Source organism: Conexibacter woesei DSM 14684, assembly GCF_000025265.1.
Taxonomy (GTDB): domain Bacteria; phylum Actinomycetota; class Thermoleophilia; order Solirubrobacterales; family Solirubrobacteraceae; genus Conexibacter; species Conexibacter woesei.
The window spans coordinates 1,551,991-1,569,655 of the sequence record NC_013739.1; the positions used below are offsets into that span (position 1 = coordinate 1,551,991).

The following is a 17,665-nucleotide window of genomic DNA, read 5'->3' on the forward strand; positions in this document are numbered from 1 at the left end:
CCCGGAGGAGCCGTGCGCGCAGAGCGCGCACGGCTCCCAGTGCCACCCGGCGCGCGGATCGCGCCGGGCGCGAGCCGGGAACCGGCGCTCTGGCCTGGCTCGCAAACGTCCCCGACGATTCACCCCGCTACGCGGCGCGAATCGTCGGGGACAGACTATACGGACAGGCATCAAATGCAGTACGCTAGAGCCCACGTGCTGACGATCCGGAAGATCACGGTCGGGCTTGGCGAAGGAGACGCCGCGCGGGCCGCCGAGTACCCGCTCGCGATGGTGAACTCGCCGCAGGCGTATGCACGCGGCGACTACTACACGGTCGACGAGGGCGCTCACCCGAGCGACGCGCCGAAGGCGAGCGCGATGTGGGTCGGGTCCCCCAACGCGCTCGCGGCGATCGGCCTGGAGGCCGGTGCCGAGGTGCTCAGCGCGCAGCTCGAGTCCGCGTTGCAGGGGCGGCACGTCGACAGCGGCGAGGAGGTCCGCAAGCCGGGGACGATCACGCGCGACGCCGTCGACGCGAAGGGGCGTCCGCGCTACGACGCGAAGGGCAAGCGGGTCCGCGAGAAGGTCAAGGGCGTGACGAGCCTCGACATGACCTTCTCGGTGCCGAAGTCCGTCTCGGTGCTGTGGAGCCAGGCGAGCCCGGAGCAGCGGGCGGAGATCGAGCGGGCGCTGCTGAGAGCGGCGAACGCCGCACTCGAGCACATGGTGCAGACGAAGGGCGTCGTCTTCCGTCGCGGGCCGGACGGGGTCCGCGTGCGCGAGCCCGCGGTCGGGATGGTGGCGACGCTCGCGCTGCATGTGACGGCGCGCCGTGCGCACGGCGAGGCGGTCCCGTCTCCGCAGCTGCACGTCCACGGGATCGTGGTCGGGGTGGAGCGGGCTGATGGGAAGCTCGTCACGCCCGACTCGTTCCGCCTCTTCAAGGACGACGCCCCGCTGGAGGGCGCCGCGGTCGGGCGCGCGACGCTCGCGCACGACCTGGTCGGGCTCGGCTACCGCGTCGAGTCGGGCACGGGCCGCAACGAGCGCTTCTTCGAGATCCGCGGCGTCCCGCACGAGCTGATGGGGGCGATGTCGGGTCGCACGCGCGACGTCGAGCGCGAGCGTGCGCGGGTGGAGCTGGCGACCGGTGAGCGGTTGAGGGGCGCCGCGCTGGGGGTGCTCGCATCGCAGACGCGCGCGGCGAAGGACAAGGCGGTCACGCCGCAGGAGATCGCGGAGGTCTGGTCGGCGCTCGGCGCCGAGCACGGCTTCGGTCCGATCGAGGCGGGGGCGATCCGCGGCATGCCCGGCTATCGCCTCGCGTTCGAGGATCGCCGCGACCAGGCGCGCACGGAGATCCTGCGGCGGATGCGCATCGAGGGGCCGACCGTCTCCTCCGGGGAAGCACGCGCGATCGTCTACGAGGTCGCGCCGGGCCGGCTCAGCCCCGCCGAGGCGTGGGAGCTGCTCGACGAGATGGAGCGCACCGGCGAGCTGATCGCGCTGGAGCGCAACCGCGTCACCACGTACGAGATCCGCGCACTGGAGACGTACGTGATGGAGGTCGCGACGGCCGCTGCGCTGCGCGAGGGCGGCGGGCTCTCGGAGGAGGCGCGCGCGGCGGGGATCGTGGCGGCCTCGGCGGCGCTCGGCGAGGGCAAGCAGCTCGACAGAGAACAGCTCGACGCGGTCCGCGCACTGACTGACGGTGCCGGCTGGACGACCCTGACGGGGCGCGCCGGCACCGGCAAGGGGCCGACGCTCAACGCGGTCGCGACCGCGTACCGGGCCGACGGCTGGCAGGTGATCGCCTGCGCGAACGACGGCACGACGGCGCAGCGGCTGGGGAAGCAGATCGGTGCGCCGGCGCTCACGATCGGGCAGCTGAAGGCGCGCACGGGCAGCGGGACGCTGGTCGTCGACGCGCGGACGCTGCTGCTGATCGAGGAGGCGAGCAAGGTCGGCGCGGGCGAGTGGGCGGAGATCGCAGCGCTGGTGCAGCGCTCCGACGCGCGTGTGCTCGGGGTCGGGCACGACGGCCAGCTCGGCGCGATCGAGCTGCCGGGCCTCTACTCGGTGATGCTGCGGGAGGAGGCGATCCCGACCGCCGAGCTGGACGTGATCCGCCGCCACAACCACGAGTGGATGCGCGAGTACCAGGTCGCGATCGACGAGGGCCGGGCGCGCGAAGCGATCGAGATCCTCGACAGCCACGGCGGGCTCCACTTCCTCGATACGCGCGAGGAGGCGATGGCCGCGATGGTCGCCGAGTGGAACGAGCTGCGCGAGCCGGCGAGACCGGAGACGTCGGTGATGATCGTGCACGGCTCCAACCTCGACGTCGACCGCGTCAACGTGCTCGCCCAGGAGCAGCGGATCGAGGCGGGCGAGCTGGGCGCGATGGGGGTGCCGGCCGTCGACCGCCTGTACGCGATCCACGCCGATGACCTCGTGATCGTGCGCGAGAGCGCGTACACGTTCGAGCCCAGAGCGGACGGGGGACGGACACGACGGGTCGAGAACGGGCAGATCGGGATCGTCGACAGCGTCGACCCGCGTGCCGACACCGTTCGTGTCTGGCTGGAGGAGCCCGGCCACGAGCGGCGGCTGGTCGAGTTCGACCAGGGGAAGCTGCGGGCGCAGCTCGCGGCCGGCGGCTGCGACGTGCCTGCGCTGCGGCTCGCGTACGCCAGCCACACCTACCCGATCCAGGGCGCGACGGTGACGCGCTCGGCCGACCTCGCGGGCCACTGGAGCCAGGGCAAGGAAGGGACGTACGTCGCCAACACCCGCGCGACCGAAGGCCACAGCACCTTTGCCGCTCGCGAGGATCTCGGCACCGATGGCACTGACGAAGATCGCAAGGAGCGTCTGGCGAAGGTCGCCGAGGCTTCGTCGGCGCGCAAGGCGAGCCTTCGTTACGAGTGGGAGCGGGGCGCGCGGATCAACGTCCCGCGTCCGGTCTCGCGCCCGGTGCCTGAGCTGCCCGGATCGCACGCGGGAGCGCACGCGGTCTCTCGCGCGCCCGCGCGCGAGGCCGAGCCGCGCGAGGCCGAGCCCGAGCGCGCGCCCGCGCGCGAGGAGATCACCGTCGCCGATCCGCTCGAAGCGCATCGCGACGTGCTCGGCGACGAGCGGACCGAGGAGCTGCAACAGCGGGCGCACGAGCTGGGCGAGTCGCTGCCCGGACGCGACGAGGCATGGCTGCACGAGCGCCAGAAGGAGTTGGGCGACCCGTTCGAGCAGCTCGACCGCGGCGCCGCGCGTGCCGCGCGCCGCTTCGAGCGGGACGCGTCGATCGTGCACGTGCGAATGGAGATGACGCGCCGCGAGGCGTACGAGCTGGCGGACAAGGCCGAGGCGCTCGGCTCCGTCGGCTCACGCCGCGAGCGCCGCAGACTGGAGGCGCAGGCCGTCGCGCGGCGAACGCTGGTGGAGCGGGACCGGGTCGAGCTGGAGCGGCTGGAAGCGGCGAACCAGCAGCTGCACGACGAGGGCCGCCACCCCGACCAGTGGAAGGACGAGCACGGCGAGCGGGCGGCGCGCTGGGCGGCGGTCGAGCGCGAGCTGGCGATCCGCCGGGAGCTGGAGGCGGCGGAGCGCGCGGCGGCGGAGCGCGAGCCCGAGTCGGCGGAGCGCGCGGCGGCGGAGCGCGAGCCCGAGTCGGCGGAGCTGGAGCCCGAGTTGGAGCTGGAAGCGGAGCTGGAGCCCGAGCTGGAGCTGCCGGACCTGCCCGAGCCGCCCGGGATGGAGATGTAGCGGCGGCGCGGGATGCTCCGACTCGCACCGCTCCTCAAGCTGCGCCCGCTCCGGCCGACCTACAAGGGTGGAGCACACCCCACGGCGAGGAGCAGTCGGATGGCATCGAAGTGGACGCGTGGGATCGCACGCTGGAGCGTGCTGGGGGCGACGTCGCTCGCAGTCGCGCTGCTGGCGCCGGCGTTCGCGCAGGCGGCGGCGGGCTGGAGCACCGGCGCGCCGATGTCGGTCGACCGCATCGCCCACACGCAGACGCTGCTGCGCGACGGCGACGTGCTGGTGACCGGCGGCCAGGCGCTCGCGCCGTGGTCGTCGCTGAGCTCCGCTGAGCGCTACCACCCCGCCACGAACTCGTGGACGGCGGTCGCGGCGATGCACGCCGATCGCCTCAGCCACAGCGCGACGCTGCTCGCCGACGGGCGCGTGCTGGTCGCCGGTGGGATGGACACGAACAGCGCCGCGCTCGCGAGCGCTGAGCTGTACGACCCGGCGCTCGGCACATGGACCCTCGCCGCGCCGATGGCGAACGCCCGTCGCGGCCACAGCGCGACGCTGATGGAGGACGGCCGCGTGCTCGTCGCCGGCGGATCGGGTCAGAGCTCGACGGTGGCGCTGACGTCGGCCGAGCTCTACGACCCGGTCGCGAACAGCTGGACCGCCGCAGGGCCGCTCACGCAGAGACGCCGCCTCCACGCCGCGGTGCAGCTGCCGGACGGCGACGTGCTCGTCGCCGGCGGGTACGCGACCGCCTTCAACGCGACGGCAGCGGTCGAGCGCTATGACCTGACGGCGAACACATGGACGACCGTCGCGCCGATGGCCTTCAGACGCGCGGACTCCCCGCTCGTCGTGTTGCGCGACGGCCGGCTGCTCGCGATCGGCGGCGACGACGCCGGCCCCGAGGAGACGGCGACGACCGAGGCGTACGACCCGACGGCCGACGCCTGGCAGCCCGGCCCGACGATGTCCGTGCCCCGCTGGGCGAGCAGTGCGACCGTCCTGACGAGCGGCGACGTGCTCGCAACGGGCCTGGAAGAGACGACCGAGCTGTTGACGCCGGGCGCGGACGCGTGGCGGGCCGCGGGATCGGTGCCCGCTGGGATCGAGACGATGAGCTACGCGCAGCGGCTGCTCGACGACGGCCGCGTGCTGCTGACCGGCGGCGAAGCTCCCGCCAACGTCGCGATCTACACCCCCGAGACGACCGCCGACGCGGCGTCGGCGGACTTCGGCGATGTCTACGCCGGGCAGCGCAGCCCGCTGCTGTGGGTGACGGTCGAGAACACCGGCCGCGAGCCGCTGTTCGTCGAGCGCGCCGAGGTGACCGGGCCGAACGCCGCCGCGTTCGCCGCTGAGCGCGAGACGTGCACGACTGCGCCGATCGCTCCCGGCGCGCGCTGCCGCGTCGCCGTCCGCTTCACGCCGTCGGCGACGGGCGCCGCCGAGGCGAGCCTCGTGCTCGCCGACAACGAGGCGGACGGCCAGCTCGTCGTCGAGCTGGACGGGATCGGCGTCGCGGCGCCGGTCGGCACGCCCGGCAGCGATGGCGCACGGGGCCCCGCCGGCCCGACCGGCCCCGCCGGCGTCCCCGGCACGGCCGGTCCGCGCGGCTCCAGCAAGCTGCCGCGCGTGACGTGCAGATCGAAGCTGCTGAGAGCGCGCGGAAGACGCGCGCAGCGGGTCAAGACGACGTGCAAGGTGACGCTCGCGAGAGCTCCCGGCCGCACCGCCACGGTCCGCGTCCGCAACCGCGGTCGCACGCTCGCGAGCGGCCGCGTGCGGCCTGGCCGCCGCACGCTGACGCTCCGCGCCGTCACCGCCACGGCCCCGCGCGGGCCGGTCAGCGTGGAGGTGCGCTGAGCCCGCCGCTCAGCGCGCCCGAGCCCAGCTCGGGCCGCTGAGCACGAAGTTCGCGGCGACGCGGCGGGCTCTTCCGCCGCGCGTCGCGACGACGTACAGGTCGCGCCCGCGGTTGAACGCGAGCTGCCGCCCATCGGGGCTGAACGAGGGCACGTCGTCGGTCGCGCTCTCGGTCAGCACCCGCACCCGCGCGCCGGTGTCCGGGTCGAACAGCTCGACGCGGCCCTTGAAGGTCGGGTCGGCGTCGCCCGTCGGCAGCGGCTCGGAGATCGCCGCCAGCAGCGAGCCGTCGGGCGACAGCGCCGGGCTCGTGTACGAGCGCGCCGGGTCGTTCGTGAGCGAGCGGACCGGTCTCCCGTCGCCGTCGAGCAGCGAGATCTCGTCGGCCTCGGCGCCTCTGCGCGTGTTCTGCGAGACGAGTCTCGTGCCCCACCACGCGCTGCTGTAGGAGTACGCCTCGACGACGGTCGGTCTCGCCTCGCCGTTCGCGCGCCGGAAGAGCGCGAACGTCTGTACCTGCGCGCAGCCGCCGAACGGGTCGCACTGCTGCACCTGGATCTCTCCTCGCCAGGTGACCGCGCGGCCGTCGGGGCTGACGAGCGGCGTCATCCCACCGCCGACCTGTCTGGCGTCAGCCCCGCGCGGGCCGGCGCGGAAGATTCTCGTGCCGCGCGCGAACGCGATCGTGCGGCCGTTCGGCGTCGCGCTGACGCCGCGGTACGGCGCTCCCGCGGATCCGCGCGCGACGCGCGTCACTCTGCGCGTCGCGGGATCGACGACGCAGAGGTCGCGTCCGTTGCAGACGCCGTAGATCTCGCTGCGGGCCGCGGCGGCAGCGGACGAGGAAGCGGCGAGGCCGGGCACGGACGCGATCCCCGCGGCGAGCGCCAGGGCCGCGAGCCCGCGCGCCGCGCCGCGCGCCGGGGAGAGAGAGCAGGAGGGCATCGTCAGGACGATACGCGCGGCGACGGCTGGTCGCGGACCGTGTACACCCCGGTCGAGACGGCGTGGTAGCCCTTCGCGCCGACCGACCGTGCGAGCGCGCTGCGCGGCTCCTCGCCGGCGCGCAGCAGGTCGAGCGCGTGACCGAAGTCGTAGCGGGGCGACCAGCCCAGCTCTGTCCGTGCGCGCTCGTTGACGTAGACGCGCTCGATGCTCGGCAGCATCGTCCAGCCGCGCGCGGCGTAGATCTCCTCGTAGCCGGGGAACAGCCGCCGCACGACCGCGGGGGCGTCGGCGCGCAGCTCGGCGAGGTCCGCGCGTGTGAACGGCGTCGTCGCGGTCACGACCCAGCGGCCGAAGCCGAGCGCCGGCACGCGCTCCAGCGCGGCGAGGTGAGCGGACGCGACGTCCTCGACGTCACAGCGGCGGTACAGCAGCTCGTTGACCTTGAGGTTGTCGTCGGTGTACACCGCGCGCACGTCGTCGCGGTCGTCGGGCTCGGGGAAGAAGCGCGACGTGCGCAGGATCGCGACCGGCAGCCCGTGGTCGCGGTGGACCAGCTCGCAGAGGTCCTCCGCCGCCGTCTTCGTCGCCCCGTAGACGTTGCGCACGACATGCGGCACGTCCTCGTCGATCCACGCCGCGGGAGCGCCCGGCGGCGGTGTCAGCGCACGCCCGAACGCGCTCGTCGTGCTCGTGTGGAGGAAGCGGCCGACGCCGGCCGCGACCGCCGCTTCGAGCAGGTTGAGCGTTCCCGTCACGTTCGTGTCGACGAACGCCTGCCGCGTGTGCGAGCCGACGTGCGGCTTGTGCAGCGTCGCGGCGTGGACGACGGCGTCGGCGCCGTCGACCCAGCGCTGCACGAACGGGCGCTCGGCGATCGATCCGACCGCCTCGGTGTGGGGAGAGGGGAGCAGGTCGAGCCCGACGACCTCGTGGCCCGCGCCGCGCAGCACGCGCACGAGCGCCTCCCCGAGATGGCCGGCGCTGCCGGTGACGACGATCCGCATACCCGAACACCTAGCAGAGCGACCCGCCGCGGGGCGGTCCGGGACGGCTCAGATCAGCGGGTCGATCGTCCCGCGGTGGTCGTCGACGCGGTCGAGCAGCGCGCCGTGGGGGAGGCCGCCGCCGCCGAAGTCGCCAGGGAAGCCGGGCTCGATCCGGCTGGTCACGTCGAGCTGTTCCAGCTCGGCCGGCGTCAGCTCCAGCTCGACCGCCGCGAGCGCGTCGGCGAGCTGCGCCTCCGTGCGCGCGCCGACGATCGGGATCGTCACCGCGCGGTGCTGCTGCGCGCGCAGCCACGCGAGCGCGACCTGGCTGGCGCCGGCGCCGCGCGCCTCGGCGACTGCGTTGAGCGCGTCCGCGACCGCGAGGTCGTGCGCGGACAGCTCGCGGCCCGCCCAGCGGCCGTCGGCGGGACGCGGGCGGTCGGTGCCGTAGCGCCCGGTCAGTCGTCCGCCGCCGAGCGGCGCCCAGCCGGTGACGGCGAGGTCGAGCGCGCGCGCCATCGGCAGCAGCTCTCGCTCAACGCTGCGCTCGACGAGGCTGTACGGCACCTGGACCGCGCAGAATGGTGTCAGCCCGCGCTCCTCCGCGAGCGTCACGGCGCGGGCGACGAGCCAGCTGGGCGTGTCGGAGATCCCGATCGCGAGGACCTTGCCCGCGCGCACGAGGTCGTCGAGCGCACGGACGACCTCCTCGACGGGGGTGAACGCGTCCCACACGTGCATCCAGTAGAGGTCGACGTAGTCGGTGCCGAGCCGTCTGAGGCTCGCGTCGAGCGCGCGGCGCATGCTCTTGCGGTGCGCGCCGCCCGCGTTGGGGTCGGCGTGGTCGGTGCTGAGCACGTACTTGGTCGCCAGCACCCAGCGGTCGCGGTCGGGGCGGATCAGGTCACCGACGATGCGCTCGCTCTCGCCGCCCGCGTAGCGGTTGGCGGTGTCGATGAAGTTGCCGCCCGCCTCGGCGTAGCGCGCGACGATCGCCGCCGCCTGCTCGCGCGTCGCGGCGCTGCCGAACAGCATCGCCCCGAGGCTCAGCTCCGAGACCCGCAGGCCGCTGCGGCCCAACAGCCGGTAGCGCAGTTCAGGCACTCCTGGAACCTACCTCCTCCCGCTCGCGGCCGGCGCGGCGCACGACCTGCGCCAGCAGGCGCTTGGTGACGACGCGATGGCCGCGGGTGCCGATCACCGCGAGGCGGTAGAGGCGCCCGTGCAGACCGGGGAAGACCGCGTGCGTCTGCGCGCTGAGGCGGTCGCCGTCGAGCACGAACGTGAGGCCGTAGCGCGAGAAGCGGTGCTGGCCGCGCAGCGCCAGCCGCCGCTGCGGCTCGGACTCGGCGACGCGGAAGCCGGGCACCGTCTGGCCGAGGCTCCCGTCGAACTCGGGCGTTCCTGCCGCCGGATCACAGCCGAGCGCGCGGGCGATCCCGGCGGCGCCGCCGAACTCCTTGCGCAGCACCTCGGCGAGCGCGACCCACACGCGGTCGGGCGGCGCGCCGGTGGATGTGGAATATTCATCGATATAGGGCAACTGTTCCATATAGAAGGATCGTTCCACACGTGGCTCCACCGCGCAAGCACAGCACCGACGACATCCTCGACGCCGCCCGTGCGCTCGTGCTCGCGGAAGGCCCGCGCGCGGCGTCGGTGGCCGCGATCTCGCAGGCGAGCGGCGCTCCCGTCGGCACGCTCTACCACCGCTTCGGCAACCGCGACGGAGTCCTCGCCGCGGCCTGGCTGCGCGCTCTGGAGCGCTTCCAGGCGGGCGCGCTCGCGGCCGCCGCCGCGCATCCGGCGGACCCCGTCGAGGCCGGCGTCGCGATGGCCGTCGCGTCGCTGTCGTTCGCGCGCGATCACCCCGGCGACGCGCGCCTGCTGCTCGTCGTGCGCCGCGACGACCTGCTCGACGGCGCGGGCCCGGGCGCCGGCGCGGGACGGGGCGACGGCGCGGGGTCCGGCGGCGGCGCCGATGCCGGACGGGGCGGCGGCGCGGGCCCCCTGCGCGAGCAGCTCGACGCGATGAACGCCCCGCTGCACGAGGCGATCGTGCGGATCGCCCGCGCGCTCCACGGACGCGCCGACGCCCGCGCCCTCGACGGCGTCACCCGCGCCGTCGTCGACCTCCCGACGGCCGTCGTCCGCCGCCACCTGCGCGACGACGCCGCCGACGCGGCCGGCGCCGCCGCAGCGGGTGCGGCCGGCCCCGCGCCGCTCCCGCGCTGGCTCGCCGCCGACGTCGCCGCCGACGTCCGCGCGCTGCTCGCGCGCGGGAGGTGAGTCAATCTGCACCCCTATGAGGGGTCCAAACTGCCTCACCTCCCGCACGCGCGGGTTCATGCCTCGACCGCGACGGCGTCCCGCTCGGGCGCGCGGCGGCGGCCGGGGAGGCCGAGGCCGGCGAGGGCGCCGGCCGCGGCGAGCAGGGCCGAGGCCGTGATCGCGGGGCCGAAGCCGTCCGTGAACGCCTGCGGGGACGCGTAGCCGGCACCGGGCCCGGCGGCGCCGGCGAAGACCGCCACGGCGATCGCGACGCCGAACACGCCGCCCAGCTCGCGCATCGTGCTGTTGACGCCGGCCGCCTTGCCGATCGCTTCCGGCGGCACCGCGCTGACGACCGAGTTCTGCGCGGCCGGGAACGTCATCGAGACGCCGCAGCCGGCGATCACGAGCGGCGGGACGAGCGCGACGTAGGCGACCCCGGGTTCCGCGACCTGCGCGATCCACGCCATCCCGACCGCCTGCAGCGTCAGGCCGGCGACCATGAACGGCCGCTCGCCGAAGCGGTCGACGAGCGCTCCCGCGATCGGCGCGACGACGAACAGCGTGCCGGTCCAGGGCAGCAGTCGCAGACCGGCGTCGAAGGGGCTGTGGCCGAGCCCGACCTGGAGGAACTGCGCGAAGAAGAAGACGGCGCCGAACAGCGAGGCGATCGCGAAGAAGATCGACGCGTTGCCGGCCGAGAACGCGCGCGAGCGGAAGAACGCGAGCGGCACCATCGGCTCGCGGGCGCGGTGCTCCCAGACGACGAACGCGGCGAGCAGCAGCGCGCCGCCGAGCAGCGCCGCGAGCACCTCGGTGCTCGCCCAGCCGGCCGCGTTGCCGCGCACCAGGCCCCACACGAGCCCGAATGCGCCGCCCGTCACGAGCGCGAGGCCGGGCACGTCGAGGCCGGTGTCGGGCCCGAAGCTCTCGTCGATCCTGCGCAGCGCCAGTGGGATCGTCAGCAGTCCGATCGGGACGTTGAGCCAGAAGATCCACTGCCACGCGATCCCCTCCGCAAGCGCGCCGCCGACGAGCGGGCCGCTGGCGACGGCGAGCCCGGTCGCGCCGAAGAAGACGCCGAGCGCGGCGCCGCGGCGCTCGGGCGGGAAGGCGCGCGTCACGAGCGCGAGCGCGAGCGTCGTGACGAGCGCGGCGCCGGCGCCCTGGACGGCGCGCGCGGCGATCAGCCAGCCGATCCCGGGCGCGAGCGCGCAGGCGGCCGACGCGGCCGTGAAGAGGCCGAGCCCCACGGCGAACATCCGCCTGCGGCCGAGCCGGTCGCCGAGCGCCGCGGCCGTCATCAGCAGGACCGCGAAGCTGAGGTTGTACGCGTTGACCGTCCATTCCAGCGACGCGATCGAGGCGTCGAGGTCGCGTTGGATCGTCGTCAGCGCGGTCGTCACGACGAGGGTGTCGAGCGCGACCATGCAGGATGCGAGCGCGGCGAGCGCGAGCACCCAGCGCCGCGCCCGGGTCGTGTCGGTGTCCATCTCGGTCCTCCTCTGCCGCCGGTTTTCGGGTTCACGAGATCAGGACCCCGGCACAGGCGAGAAATGACCGATGAGTTCCGAGCGGCCCGCTGCCTCAACGCGCTGCGCGACGGCGCGCGTTTCGGGCTGCCGGCCGAGATATCGTCCTTGCCTAATATAAGCAGAGACTGATACGTTGTCGGAGTGCACGCGTTCGACGTCCTCGGCGATCCGGTGCGGCGCCGGATCCTGGAGCTGCTCGTCGACGGCGAGCTGACCTCCGGGGCGGTCTGCGCCGTCATCCAGGGGGAGTTCGGGATCTCGCAGCCGGCGGTCTCGCAGCACCTGCGGGTGCTGCGAGAGCACGGCTTCGCGACCGTGCGGCCGGACGGCGCGCGGCGGCTCTACGCCGTCAGCGCCGAGCCGCTGCGGGACGTCGACGCGTGGCTGGACCGCTTCCGCGCGTTCTGGACGCCGCATCTCGACGCGCTCGCGACCGAGCTGGCGCGCGGCAGGCGCGAGCGCCGCCTGGACGGCGAGCGCCGCCTGGCCGAAGCGCGCGCGGAGGACCAATCGAGACCCGACGAGAGGAGCGCGACGTGATCGACGTCGTCGAGCAGATCAACGCCACCCGGCGCGAGGTCGGCAGCCGCACGCTGGAGGCCGGCGAGGCGCGTGCCTCGATCATCACCCGCACCTACGACGCGGCGCCGGACGACGTCTGGGACGCGTGCACGAACCCCGAGCGGATTCCGCGCTGGTTCCTGCCGGTCAGCGGAGAGCTGCGCGAGGGCGGCAGCTATGCGCTGGAGGGCAACGCGAGCGGGACGATCGAGCGCTGCGACCCGCCGCGCAGCTTCGCGGCGACGTGGGAGTACGGCGGCGAGGTCAGCTGGATCGAGCTGCGACTGGCCCCGGCGGACGAGGGGGGAACGCGCTTCGAGCTGGAGCACGTCGCGCACGTCGACGACGACCGCTGGGATCAGTTCGGCCCCGGTGCGGTCGGCGTCGGCTGGGACCTCGGCCTGATGGGCCTCGCGGAGCACCTGGCGTCGGGCGAAGCGGTCGATCCGGCCGCGGCGGCGGCGTGGGCGGCGACCGAGGAGGGGAGACGGTTCATGACGCTGAGCAGCGAGCGGTGGCGCGACGCAAGCGTCGCGGCCGGCACCGACGCGGAGGCCGCGCGGGCGGCGGCGGAGCGCACGACGGCGTTCTACACGGGTGCCGAGCCGGCCGGGTGACCCGCGTTACCAGCCGAAGTAGCCGCGGCAGGACCGACGCGCGACCTCGCAGCGCTCGTTGCGGGCGGCGCCGGGCGTGTCGCTGAAGACCAGGTAGCTCGACATCTTCAGCCACGTGATCCGGCCCGTCCGCGTCATCCCGATGTTGCCGTCGGTGTAGACGTCGTACCACTGGCGGCTCGCGTTGAAGTAGCTCGGCCGGATGATCAGGTTGGCGCCTGTCCAGCCGCCGCTGCCTCCGGAGGAGCGCAGGTAGGCGAGGCCGACGCGGTGCGATCCGTCCTTGCGCCGTATCGCGGCGTCGTAGACGGACATCGTCCCGCGGATGCCGCCGTGCTCGCAGCGGTCGTACACCGTCACGCTGAGGTACTGGCGCGTACCAGGCGCCCGTTGAGGGAAGATGCACCCCATGCCGACCGAACATCTCGACGTGCTGATCGTCGGCGCCGGCCTGTCCGGCATCGGCGCCGGGTGCCACCTGCGGGCCGAGTCGCCCGGGAAGTCGTTCGCGATCCTCGAAGGGCGCGAACGCAGCGGAGGGACGTGGGACCTGTTCCGCTACCCGGGGATCCGCTCGGACTCGGACATGTTCACGCTGGGCTACGCGTTCAAGCCGTGGGAGGAGGCGAAGGCGATCGCCGACGGGCCGTCGATCCTGCGCTACATCCGCGACACCGCGCGCGATCACGGCGTCGAGGAGCGGATCCGCTACGGCCACCGCGTGGTGCGCGCGGAGTGGTCCTCGCCGGAGTCGCGCTGGACGGTCGAGGCGGTCCGCGCCGACAGCGGCGAGACGGTGCGCCTGACGTGCAGCTTCCTCTTCGGCTGCACCGGCTACTACCGCTATGACGAGGGCTACACGCCCGCGTTCGCGGGGACCGAGCGGTTCGGCGGCGAGATCGTCCACCCGCAGCACTGGCCCGAGCAGCTCGACTACGCCGGCAAGCGCGTCGTCGTGATCGGCAGCGGCGCGACCGCCGTGACATTGCTGCCGGCGATGGCGGAGCACGCCGCGCACGTGACGATGCTGCAACGCTCGCCGAGCTACGTCCTGTCGCTGCCCGCCCGCGACCCGATCGCCGACGTCGTCCGGCGCGTGCTGCCGGCGAAGGCGGCGTACCCGCTCGTGCGCTGGAAGAACGTCCTGCTCAGCACGCTCGTCTTCCAGCTCAGCCGGCGCACGCCGAACTTCGTCAAGAAGGTGATCCGCAAGGGCGTGCAGAAGCAGCTGCCGCCGGGCTACGACGTCGACACGCACTTCGCGCCGCGCTACGACCCGTGGGACCAGCGCCTCTGCCTCGTGCCCGACGGCGACCTCTTCAAGGCGATCCGCCGCGGCGACGCCTCGATCGTCACCGACGGGATCGAGACGTTCACCGAGAGAGGGATCAGACTCGCCTCCGGCGCCGAGCTGGAGGCCGACGTGATCGTTACCGCGACCGGCCTGAACCTGCTGCTGCTGGGCGGCATGTCGATCGCCGTCGACGGCCGCGACGTCGACCTCTCCACGACGGTCGGGTACAAGGGCATGATGTTCAGCGGAGTGCCGAACCTGGCCGTCACGATCGGCTACACGAACGCCTCCTGGACGCTGAAGGGCGACCTCGTGGCGGAGTACGTCTGCCGGCTCGTGAACCACATGGACGAGCACGCCTACACGCAGGTGACGCCGCTCGCGCCGGACCCCTCGCTGCCGACCGAGCCGTTCATCGACCTGAAGTCGGGCTACGTGCTGCGCTCGATCGAACAGCTGCCGAAGCAGGGGCCGCGCGCGCCGTGGCGCCTGCACCAGAACTACGCGCGCGACGTGGCGATGATGAAGTACGGCTCGCTGGAGGACGACGCGATCGCGTTCTCGCAGGCGCCGGCGGTGGCCGCGCCGGCCGCGCCGCTGGCGGCCTGAGCGCGGCCCGCCTAGAGCCAGCCGTCGCGCTTGAAGCGGCGGTACAGCAGCGTGCAGGCGGTCGCGATGACACAGAGCACGAGCGGGTAGCCGAACGTCCAGCGCAGCTCCGGCATGTGCTCGAAGTTCATCCCGTAGATGCCGGCGATCATCGTCGGGACGGCGAGGATCGCCACCCACGCGGAGATCTTGCGCATGTCCTCGTTCTGGCGCACGGCGACCTGCGTGAGGTTCGCCTGCAGCGCGCTCGTCAGCAGTTCGCGGAAGCCGCCGATGCGCCCGCCGACGCGGCGCAGGTGGTCGTGCACGTCGCGGTAGTAGTCGCGCAGCTGGTCCGGCACGACGTCGAAGTGGCCGCGCGCGAGCTGGTCGACCTCGGCCGCGAACGGCACGACCGCGCGGTGGAACTCCAGCACCTCGCGCTCGAGCATGTAGATCCGCTCCGCCGGGTTCGTCCGCTCGGGCGAGAAGAGGTCGGACTCGACCTCCTGGATCGCCGTGTCGACGCGCTGCGCGGCCGTCTCGTAGTCGTCGACGACGCGGTCGAGGATGCCGTAGAGGACGGCGCTCGGACCGTGCGTGAGCAGGTCGGGCCGGCGTTCGAGCCGCTCGCGCACGGCGGTCAGCGGGCCGCGGCCGTGGCGGACGGTGAGGACGAACTCGGGGTTGACGAAGATCAGCAGCTCGCCGACCTCGATCACCTCCTCGTCGTCGACGTAATGCACCGTCTTGACGACGGCGAGCAGCGTCTCGCCGTAGCGTTCGAGCTTCGGCCGCTGGTGCGCGTTGACGGCGTCCTCGACGGCCAGCTCGTGCAGGTCGAACTCCCTCGCGATCGCGTCGAACTGCTCCGCCGAGGGCTCGGCGACGCCGAGCCAGACGAACGCGCCGTCGCCGCGGCTCGCCTCGCACGCCATCCCGAGCGGCAGGTCGCCCTCGCGCCGCCGGCCGTCCTCGTAGACCGCGCAGTCGACGATCACGCCGCACACCGCGCCTGCTCGGGGGCGAGGTTGCCGGCCGCGAGCCGCAGCGCCGCCCGGTACGGGCGCCCGGCCGTCGCGACGGGGAAGCGGTCGCGGCTGAGCGCGTCGGGCTCGGCGGTCATCGCCTCCAGCATGACGTGCGGCTCGGCCTTCAGCGTGCGGACCTGCGCGAGCGGGAAGCCGGCGAGCGATTCGAGCGTCAGCTGCCGCGCGTCGGCGACGACCGTCAGGCGCCGCTCGGGACCGAGCTCGAAGACCTCCTGCAGCTCGTCGCCGGCGTCGAGGCGGCAGGTCTGGGCCGCGCGCGGCTCGGTCGCGCCGGTCGGTATCAGCCGCCGGTCGGTCACGACCCGCCGTCGCGCCGGCAGCGCGATCTCGGCGTGCGCGCGTGGAAGCTCGCGGCGCACGTAGACGCGGTAGCCGAAGCAGACCGGGACGGGCACGTCGCCGGTGGCCTCGATCTCGGTCGCGATCGACAGCGTCCGCCCGGAGACCTCGGCGCGCAGGTGGAGCCGATGGGGGAACGGGAACAGCGCCAGCTGACGGCGGTCGCGGTCGAACGGAAGCGTCGCCTCCAGCCACGCCGAGCGCGCGCCGGCGCCGCTGTCCTCCACCCTCCAGGCGTGGCCGCTGGACTGGACGCCGTTGAGCGGCAGCCCCCAGCGGTCGGTGTGCAGCAGCGGCGAGACCGGCAGGCGGACGGTCGTGCCGGACGCCGTGTAGCGCCACGCTGAGAGCCGGTTCGTCCACGGGTGCATCAGCGACAGGCCCATCGTGATCCCGCAGCTGGCGTAGGCGGCCAGCCCATGCCGCGCGCCGAGCAGCTCGGTCCCGCCGAGCCGCAGCGAGCAGCAGGCCATGCCGACGCGCGGCGCGAAGCTCGCTTCGAGTCCGTCGGCGGAGCGCAGCGTCACGACTTCGTAGTCGTCGTGCATCGCGAGCGTGCGGCTGCATGCGGGAGCCGGCGCCGGCTGCGGCGGCGCGATGGACGGGCGTTCGAGGACGGCGGGAGGGGTCATGCTCGAACACTGTGGGTCACGCCGCGCGACGAGAACGTCAAGACTTCCGGCGAGAGCGTCAAGATTTCGTGGAGATGTCTGCGATGAAGGCCGTCCACGCGCGGCGCCTCGTCCGTCACGGGCTCGCCGAGCCGGTCGCCGCCGCGCGGCTGGCCGAGCAGGTCGGGACGATCTGCGGCGCGCACGCACAGGTGCTGTCCGCCGCCGAGTTGTCGGTCGGCCTGCGCGTCGACGGCGCGACGCAGGCGACGGTGCGCGCGGCGCTGTGGGAGGAGCGCAGCCTCGTCAAGACGTTCGGTCCGCGCGGGACCGTGCATCTGCTGCCGACGCGCGAGCTGCCGCTGTGGACGGCGGCGCTCGCGGCGGTGCCGCCGCTGGGCGCCGGCCACGCGCCCGGCGTGCGGATGACCGCGGAGCAGACTGACGCGGTCGTCGCGGCGATCGCGGACGCGCTCGCCGACGCCGAGCTGACGGTCGACGAGCTGACCGACGCCGTCGTGCAGCGCGCCGGCGCGTGGGCCGGCGACCTCGTCATGCCCGCGTTCCAGGGGATGTGGCCGCGCTGGCGGCAGGCGATCCCGACCGCGGCCCACCGCGGCGCGCTGTGCTTCGGCCACGGCCGAGGGCGCAAGGTCACCTACACGAACCCCCACCGTTGGCTGCCCGGCTTCGAGCCCGAGCCGGCTGACGCGGCGCTCGCCGAGCTGCTGCGCCGCTACCTGCACGCGTACGGGCCGGCGACGCCGCAGCAGTTCGCGAGATGGCTGAGCGCTCCGCCGCGCTGGGCCGCGGAGCTGTTCGCCGCGCGCGCCGGCGCGCTGGAGGAGGTCGCGCTCGACGGCGTGCCGTCGTGGGTCAACGCCGGCGACACGGCGTTCCCGCAGGAGCCCTCGCGCGGCGTGCGGCTGCTGCCGTACTTCGACGCCTACGCCGTCGGCTGCCACCCGCGCGCCGCGCTGTTCCCGGGACGAGCGGCGGAGCGCGCGCTCGCAGGCAGCCAGGCGGGCAACTTCCCCGTCCTGCTCGTGGACGGGGTCGTGGCGGGCGTCTGGCACCTGCGCCGCTCCGGCCGCCGCGTCGCGATCACGGTTGAGCCGCTGCGCGCGCTCGGCGCTGCGCGGCGCCGCCTGCTGGAGGAGCAGGTCGAGCGGGTTGGCGCGTTCTTCGGCGGCGGCGCGGAGCTGAAGGTCGGGACGGTGAACGTCGGCGCCCACGCCTGAGCGGCGTCCGGCCGTGCC

Annotated in this window: 15 protein-coding genes; 7 read left to right on the forward strand and 8 right to left on the reverse strand. The window is 74.0% G+C overall.

The features are described 5' to 3' along the window. The first annotated feature begins 195 nt into the window (after positions 1 to 195). Positions 196 to 3,744: a MobF family relaxase gene (gene mobF / locus CWOE_RS07350; RefSeq protein WP_160165483.1), complete on the forward strand. Its 3,549-nt coding sequence runs from the start codon at positions 196 to 198 to the stop codon at positions 3,742 to 3,744. Between the two features lie 99 nt (positions 3,745 to 3,843). Continuing rightward, the gene (locus tag CWOE_RS30370; RefSeq protein ID WP_012932949.1) at positions 3,844 to 5,604 is read left to right on the forward strand and encodes a kelch repeat-containing protein; all 1,761 of its coding nucleotides are present in this window, start codon (positions 3,844 to 3,846) and stop codon (positions 5,602 to 5,604) included. Between the two features lie 9 nt (positions 5,605 to 5,613). On the opposite strand, the gene CWOE_RS07360 is transcribed toward CWOE_RS30370, so the two are convergent. The 4 genes from CWOE_RS07360 to CWOE_RS07375 are packed head-to-tail and all read right to left on the reverse strand — an operon-like array spanning position 5,614 to position 9,090. Then, positions 5,614 to 6,549 carry a TolB family protein gene (locus CWOE_RS07360; protein WP_012932950.1) on the reverse strand — a complete coding sequence of 312 codons (936 nt, stop codon included), beginning with the start codon at positions 6,547 to 6,549 and terminating at the stop codon, positions 5,614 to 5,616. Between the two features lie 2 nt (positions 6,550 to 6,551). Then, on the reverse strand, positions 6,552 to 7,556 hold the full coding sequence (locus CWOE_RS07365; protein ID WP_012932951.1) for an NAD-dependent epimerase/dehydratase family protein: 1,005 nt from the start codon (positions 7,554 to 7,556) through the stop codon (positions 6,552 to 6,554). 48 nt (positions 7,557 to 7,604) lie between these two features. Further along, positions 7,605 to 8,633 carry an aldo/keto reductase gene (locus CWOE_RS07370; RefSeq protein ID WP_041731835.1) on the reverse strand — a complete coding sequence of 343 codons (1,029 nt, stop codon included), beginning with the start codon at positions 8,631 to 8,633 and terminating at the stop codon, positions 7,605 to 7,607. Between the two features lies 1 nt (position 8,634). Then, positions 8,635 to 9,090 (reverse strand): hypothetical protein, encoded by a 456-nt coding sequence (locus CWOE_RS07375; RefSeq protein ID WP_012932953.1) that lies wholly within the window; start codon positions 9,088 to 9,090, stop codon positions 8,635 to 8,637. A gap of 20 nt (positions 9,091 to 9,110) precedes the next feature. Between CWOE_RS07375 and CWOE_RS07380 the strand changes: the two genes are divergently transcribed. Further along, positions 9,111 to 9,827: a TetR/AcrR family transcriptional regulator gene (locus CWOE_RS07380; protein WP_012932954.1), complete on the forward strand. Its 717-nt coding sequence runs from the start codon at positions 9,111 to 9,113 to the stop codon at positions 9,825 to 9,827. A gap of 56 nt (positions 9,828 to 9,883) precedes the next feature. Here the strand turns inward: CWOE_RS07380 and CWOE_RS07385 are convergent, their stop codons facing one another. Then, positions 9,884 to 11,302, reverse strand: a complete 1,419-nt coding sequence (locus tag CWOE_RS07385; RefSeq protein ID WP_012932955.1) for an MFS transporter — start codon at positions 11,300 to 11,302, stop codon at positions 9,884 to 9,886. Between the two features lie 183 nt (positions 11,303 to 11,485). On the opposite strand from CWOE_RS07385, the gene CWOE_RS07390 reads away from it, so the two are divergent. Further along, positions 11,486 to 11,884 carry an ArsR/SmtB family transcription factor gene (locus tag CWOE_RS07390; protein ID WP_012932957.1) on the forward strand — a complete coding sequence of 133 codons (399 nt, stop codon included), beginning with the start codon at positions 11,486 to 11,488 and terminating at the stop codon, positions 11,882 to 11,884. After that, complete coding sequence (locus tag CWOE_RS07395) at positions 11,881 to 12,522, forward strand: SRPBCC family protein (RefSeq protein WP_012932958.1); 642 nt, start codon at positions 11,881 to 11,883, stop codon at positions 12,520 to 12,522. Before CWOE_RS07390 ends, CWOE_RS07395 begins: the two co-directional genes overlap by 4 nt. Before the next feature lie 6 nt (positions 12,523 to 12,528). Here the strand turns inward: CWOE_RS07395 and CWOE_RS07400 are convergent, their stop codons facing one another. Beyond that, entirely contained in the window at positions 12,529 to 12,882 is a 354-nt protein-coding gene (locus CWOE_RS07400; protein WP_012932959.1) for a hypothetical protein, read from the reverse strand. 49 nt (positions 12,883 to 12,931) lie between these two features. Here CWOE_RS07400 and CWOE_RS07405 point away from each other — a divergent pair, with 49 nt between their 5' ends. Next, entirely contained in the window at positions 12,932 to 14,425 is a 1,494-nt protein-coding gene (locus CWOE_RS07405; protein ID WP_041730233.1) for a flavin-containing monooxygenase, read from the forward strand. A gap of 11 nt (positions 14,426 to 14,436) precedes the next feature. Here CWOE_RS07405 and CWOE_RS33800 read toward each other — a convergent pair whose 3' ends face one another. After that, positions 14,437 to 15,414, reverse strand: a complete 978-nt coding sequence (locus CWOE_RS33800; RefSeq protein ID WP_012932961.1) for a magnesium and cobalt transport protein CorA — start codon at positions 15,412 to 15,414, stop codon at positions 14,437 to 14,439. Further along, on the reverse strand, positions 15,402 to 16,427 hold the full coding sequence (locus CWOE_RS33805) for an aldose epimerase family protein (protein WP_049793200.1): 1,026 nt from the start codon (positions 16,425 to 16,427) through the stop codon (positions 15,402 to 15,404). The genes CWOE_RS33800 and CWOE_RS33805 overlap by 13 nt, the downstream gene beginning before the upstream one ends. 83 nt (positions 16,428 to 16,510) lie before the next feature. Here CWOE_RS33805 and CWOE_RS07420 point away from each other — a divergent pair, with 83 nt between their 5' ends. After that, positions 16,511 to 17,647 carry a winged helix DNA-binding domain-containing protein gene (locus CWOE_RS07420; RefSeq protein WP_012932963.1) on the forward strand — a complete coding sequence of 379 codons (1,137 nt, stop codon included), beginning with the start codon at positions 16,511 to 16,513 and terminating at the stop codon, positions 17,645 to 17,647. Positions 17,648 to 17,665 lie beyond the last annotated feature (18 nt).

Bases quoted from the DNA above. Each gene is read 5' to 3' on its own strand.
- CWOE_RS30370 (WP_012932949.1), top strand. From the start codon at position 3,844: ATGGCATCGAAGTGGACGCGTGGGATCGCACGCTGGAGCGTGCTGGGG.
- CWOE_RS07360 (WP_012932950.1), bottom strand. From the start codon at position 6,549: ATGCCCTCCTGCTCTCTCTCCCCGGCGCGCGGCGCGGCGCGCGGGCTC.
- CWOE_RS07365 (WP_012932951.1), bottom strand. From the start codon at position 7,556: ATGCGGATCGTCGTCACCGGCAGCGCCGGCCATCTCGGGGAGGCGCTC.
- CWOE_RS07375 (WP_012932953.1), bottom strand. From the start codon at position 9,090: ATGGAACAGTTGCCCTATATCGATGAATATTCCACATCCACCGGCGCG.
- CWOE_RS07385 (WP_012932955.1), bottom strand. From the start codon at position 11,302: ATGGACACCGACACGACCCGGGCGCGGCGCTGGGTGCTCGCGCTCGCC.
- CWOE_RS07405 (WP_041730233.1), top strand. From the start codon at position 12,932: ATGCCGACCGAACATCTCGACGTGCTGATCGTCGGCGCCGGCCTGTCC.
- CWOE_RS33805 (WP_049793200.1), bottom strand. From the start codon at position 16,427: ATGACCCCTCCCGCCGTCCTCGAACGCCCGTCCATCGCGCCGCCGCAG.
- CWOE_RS07420 (WP_012932963.1), top strand. From the start codon at position 16,511: ATGAAGGCCGTCCACGCGCGGCGCCTCGTCCGTCACGGGCTCGCCGAG.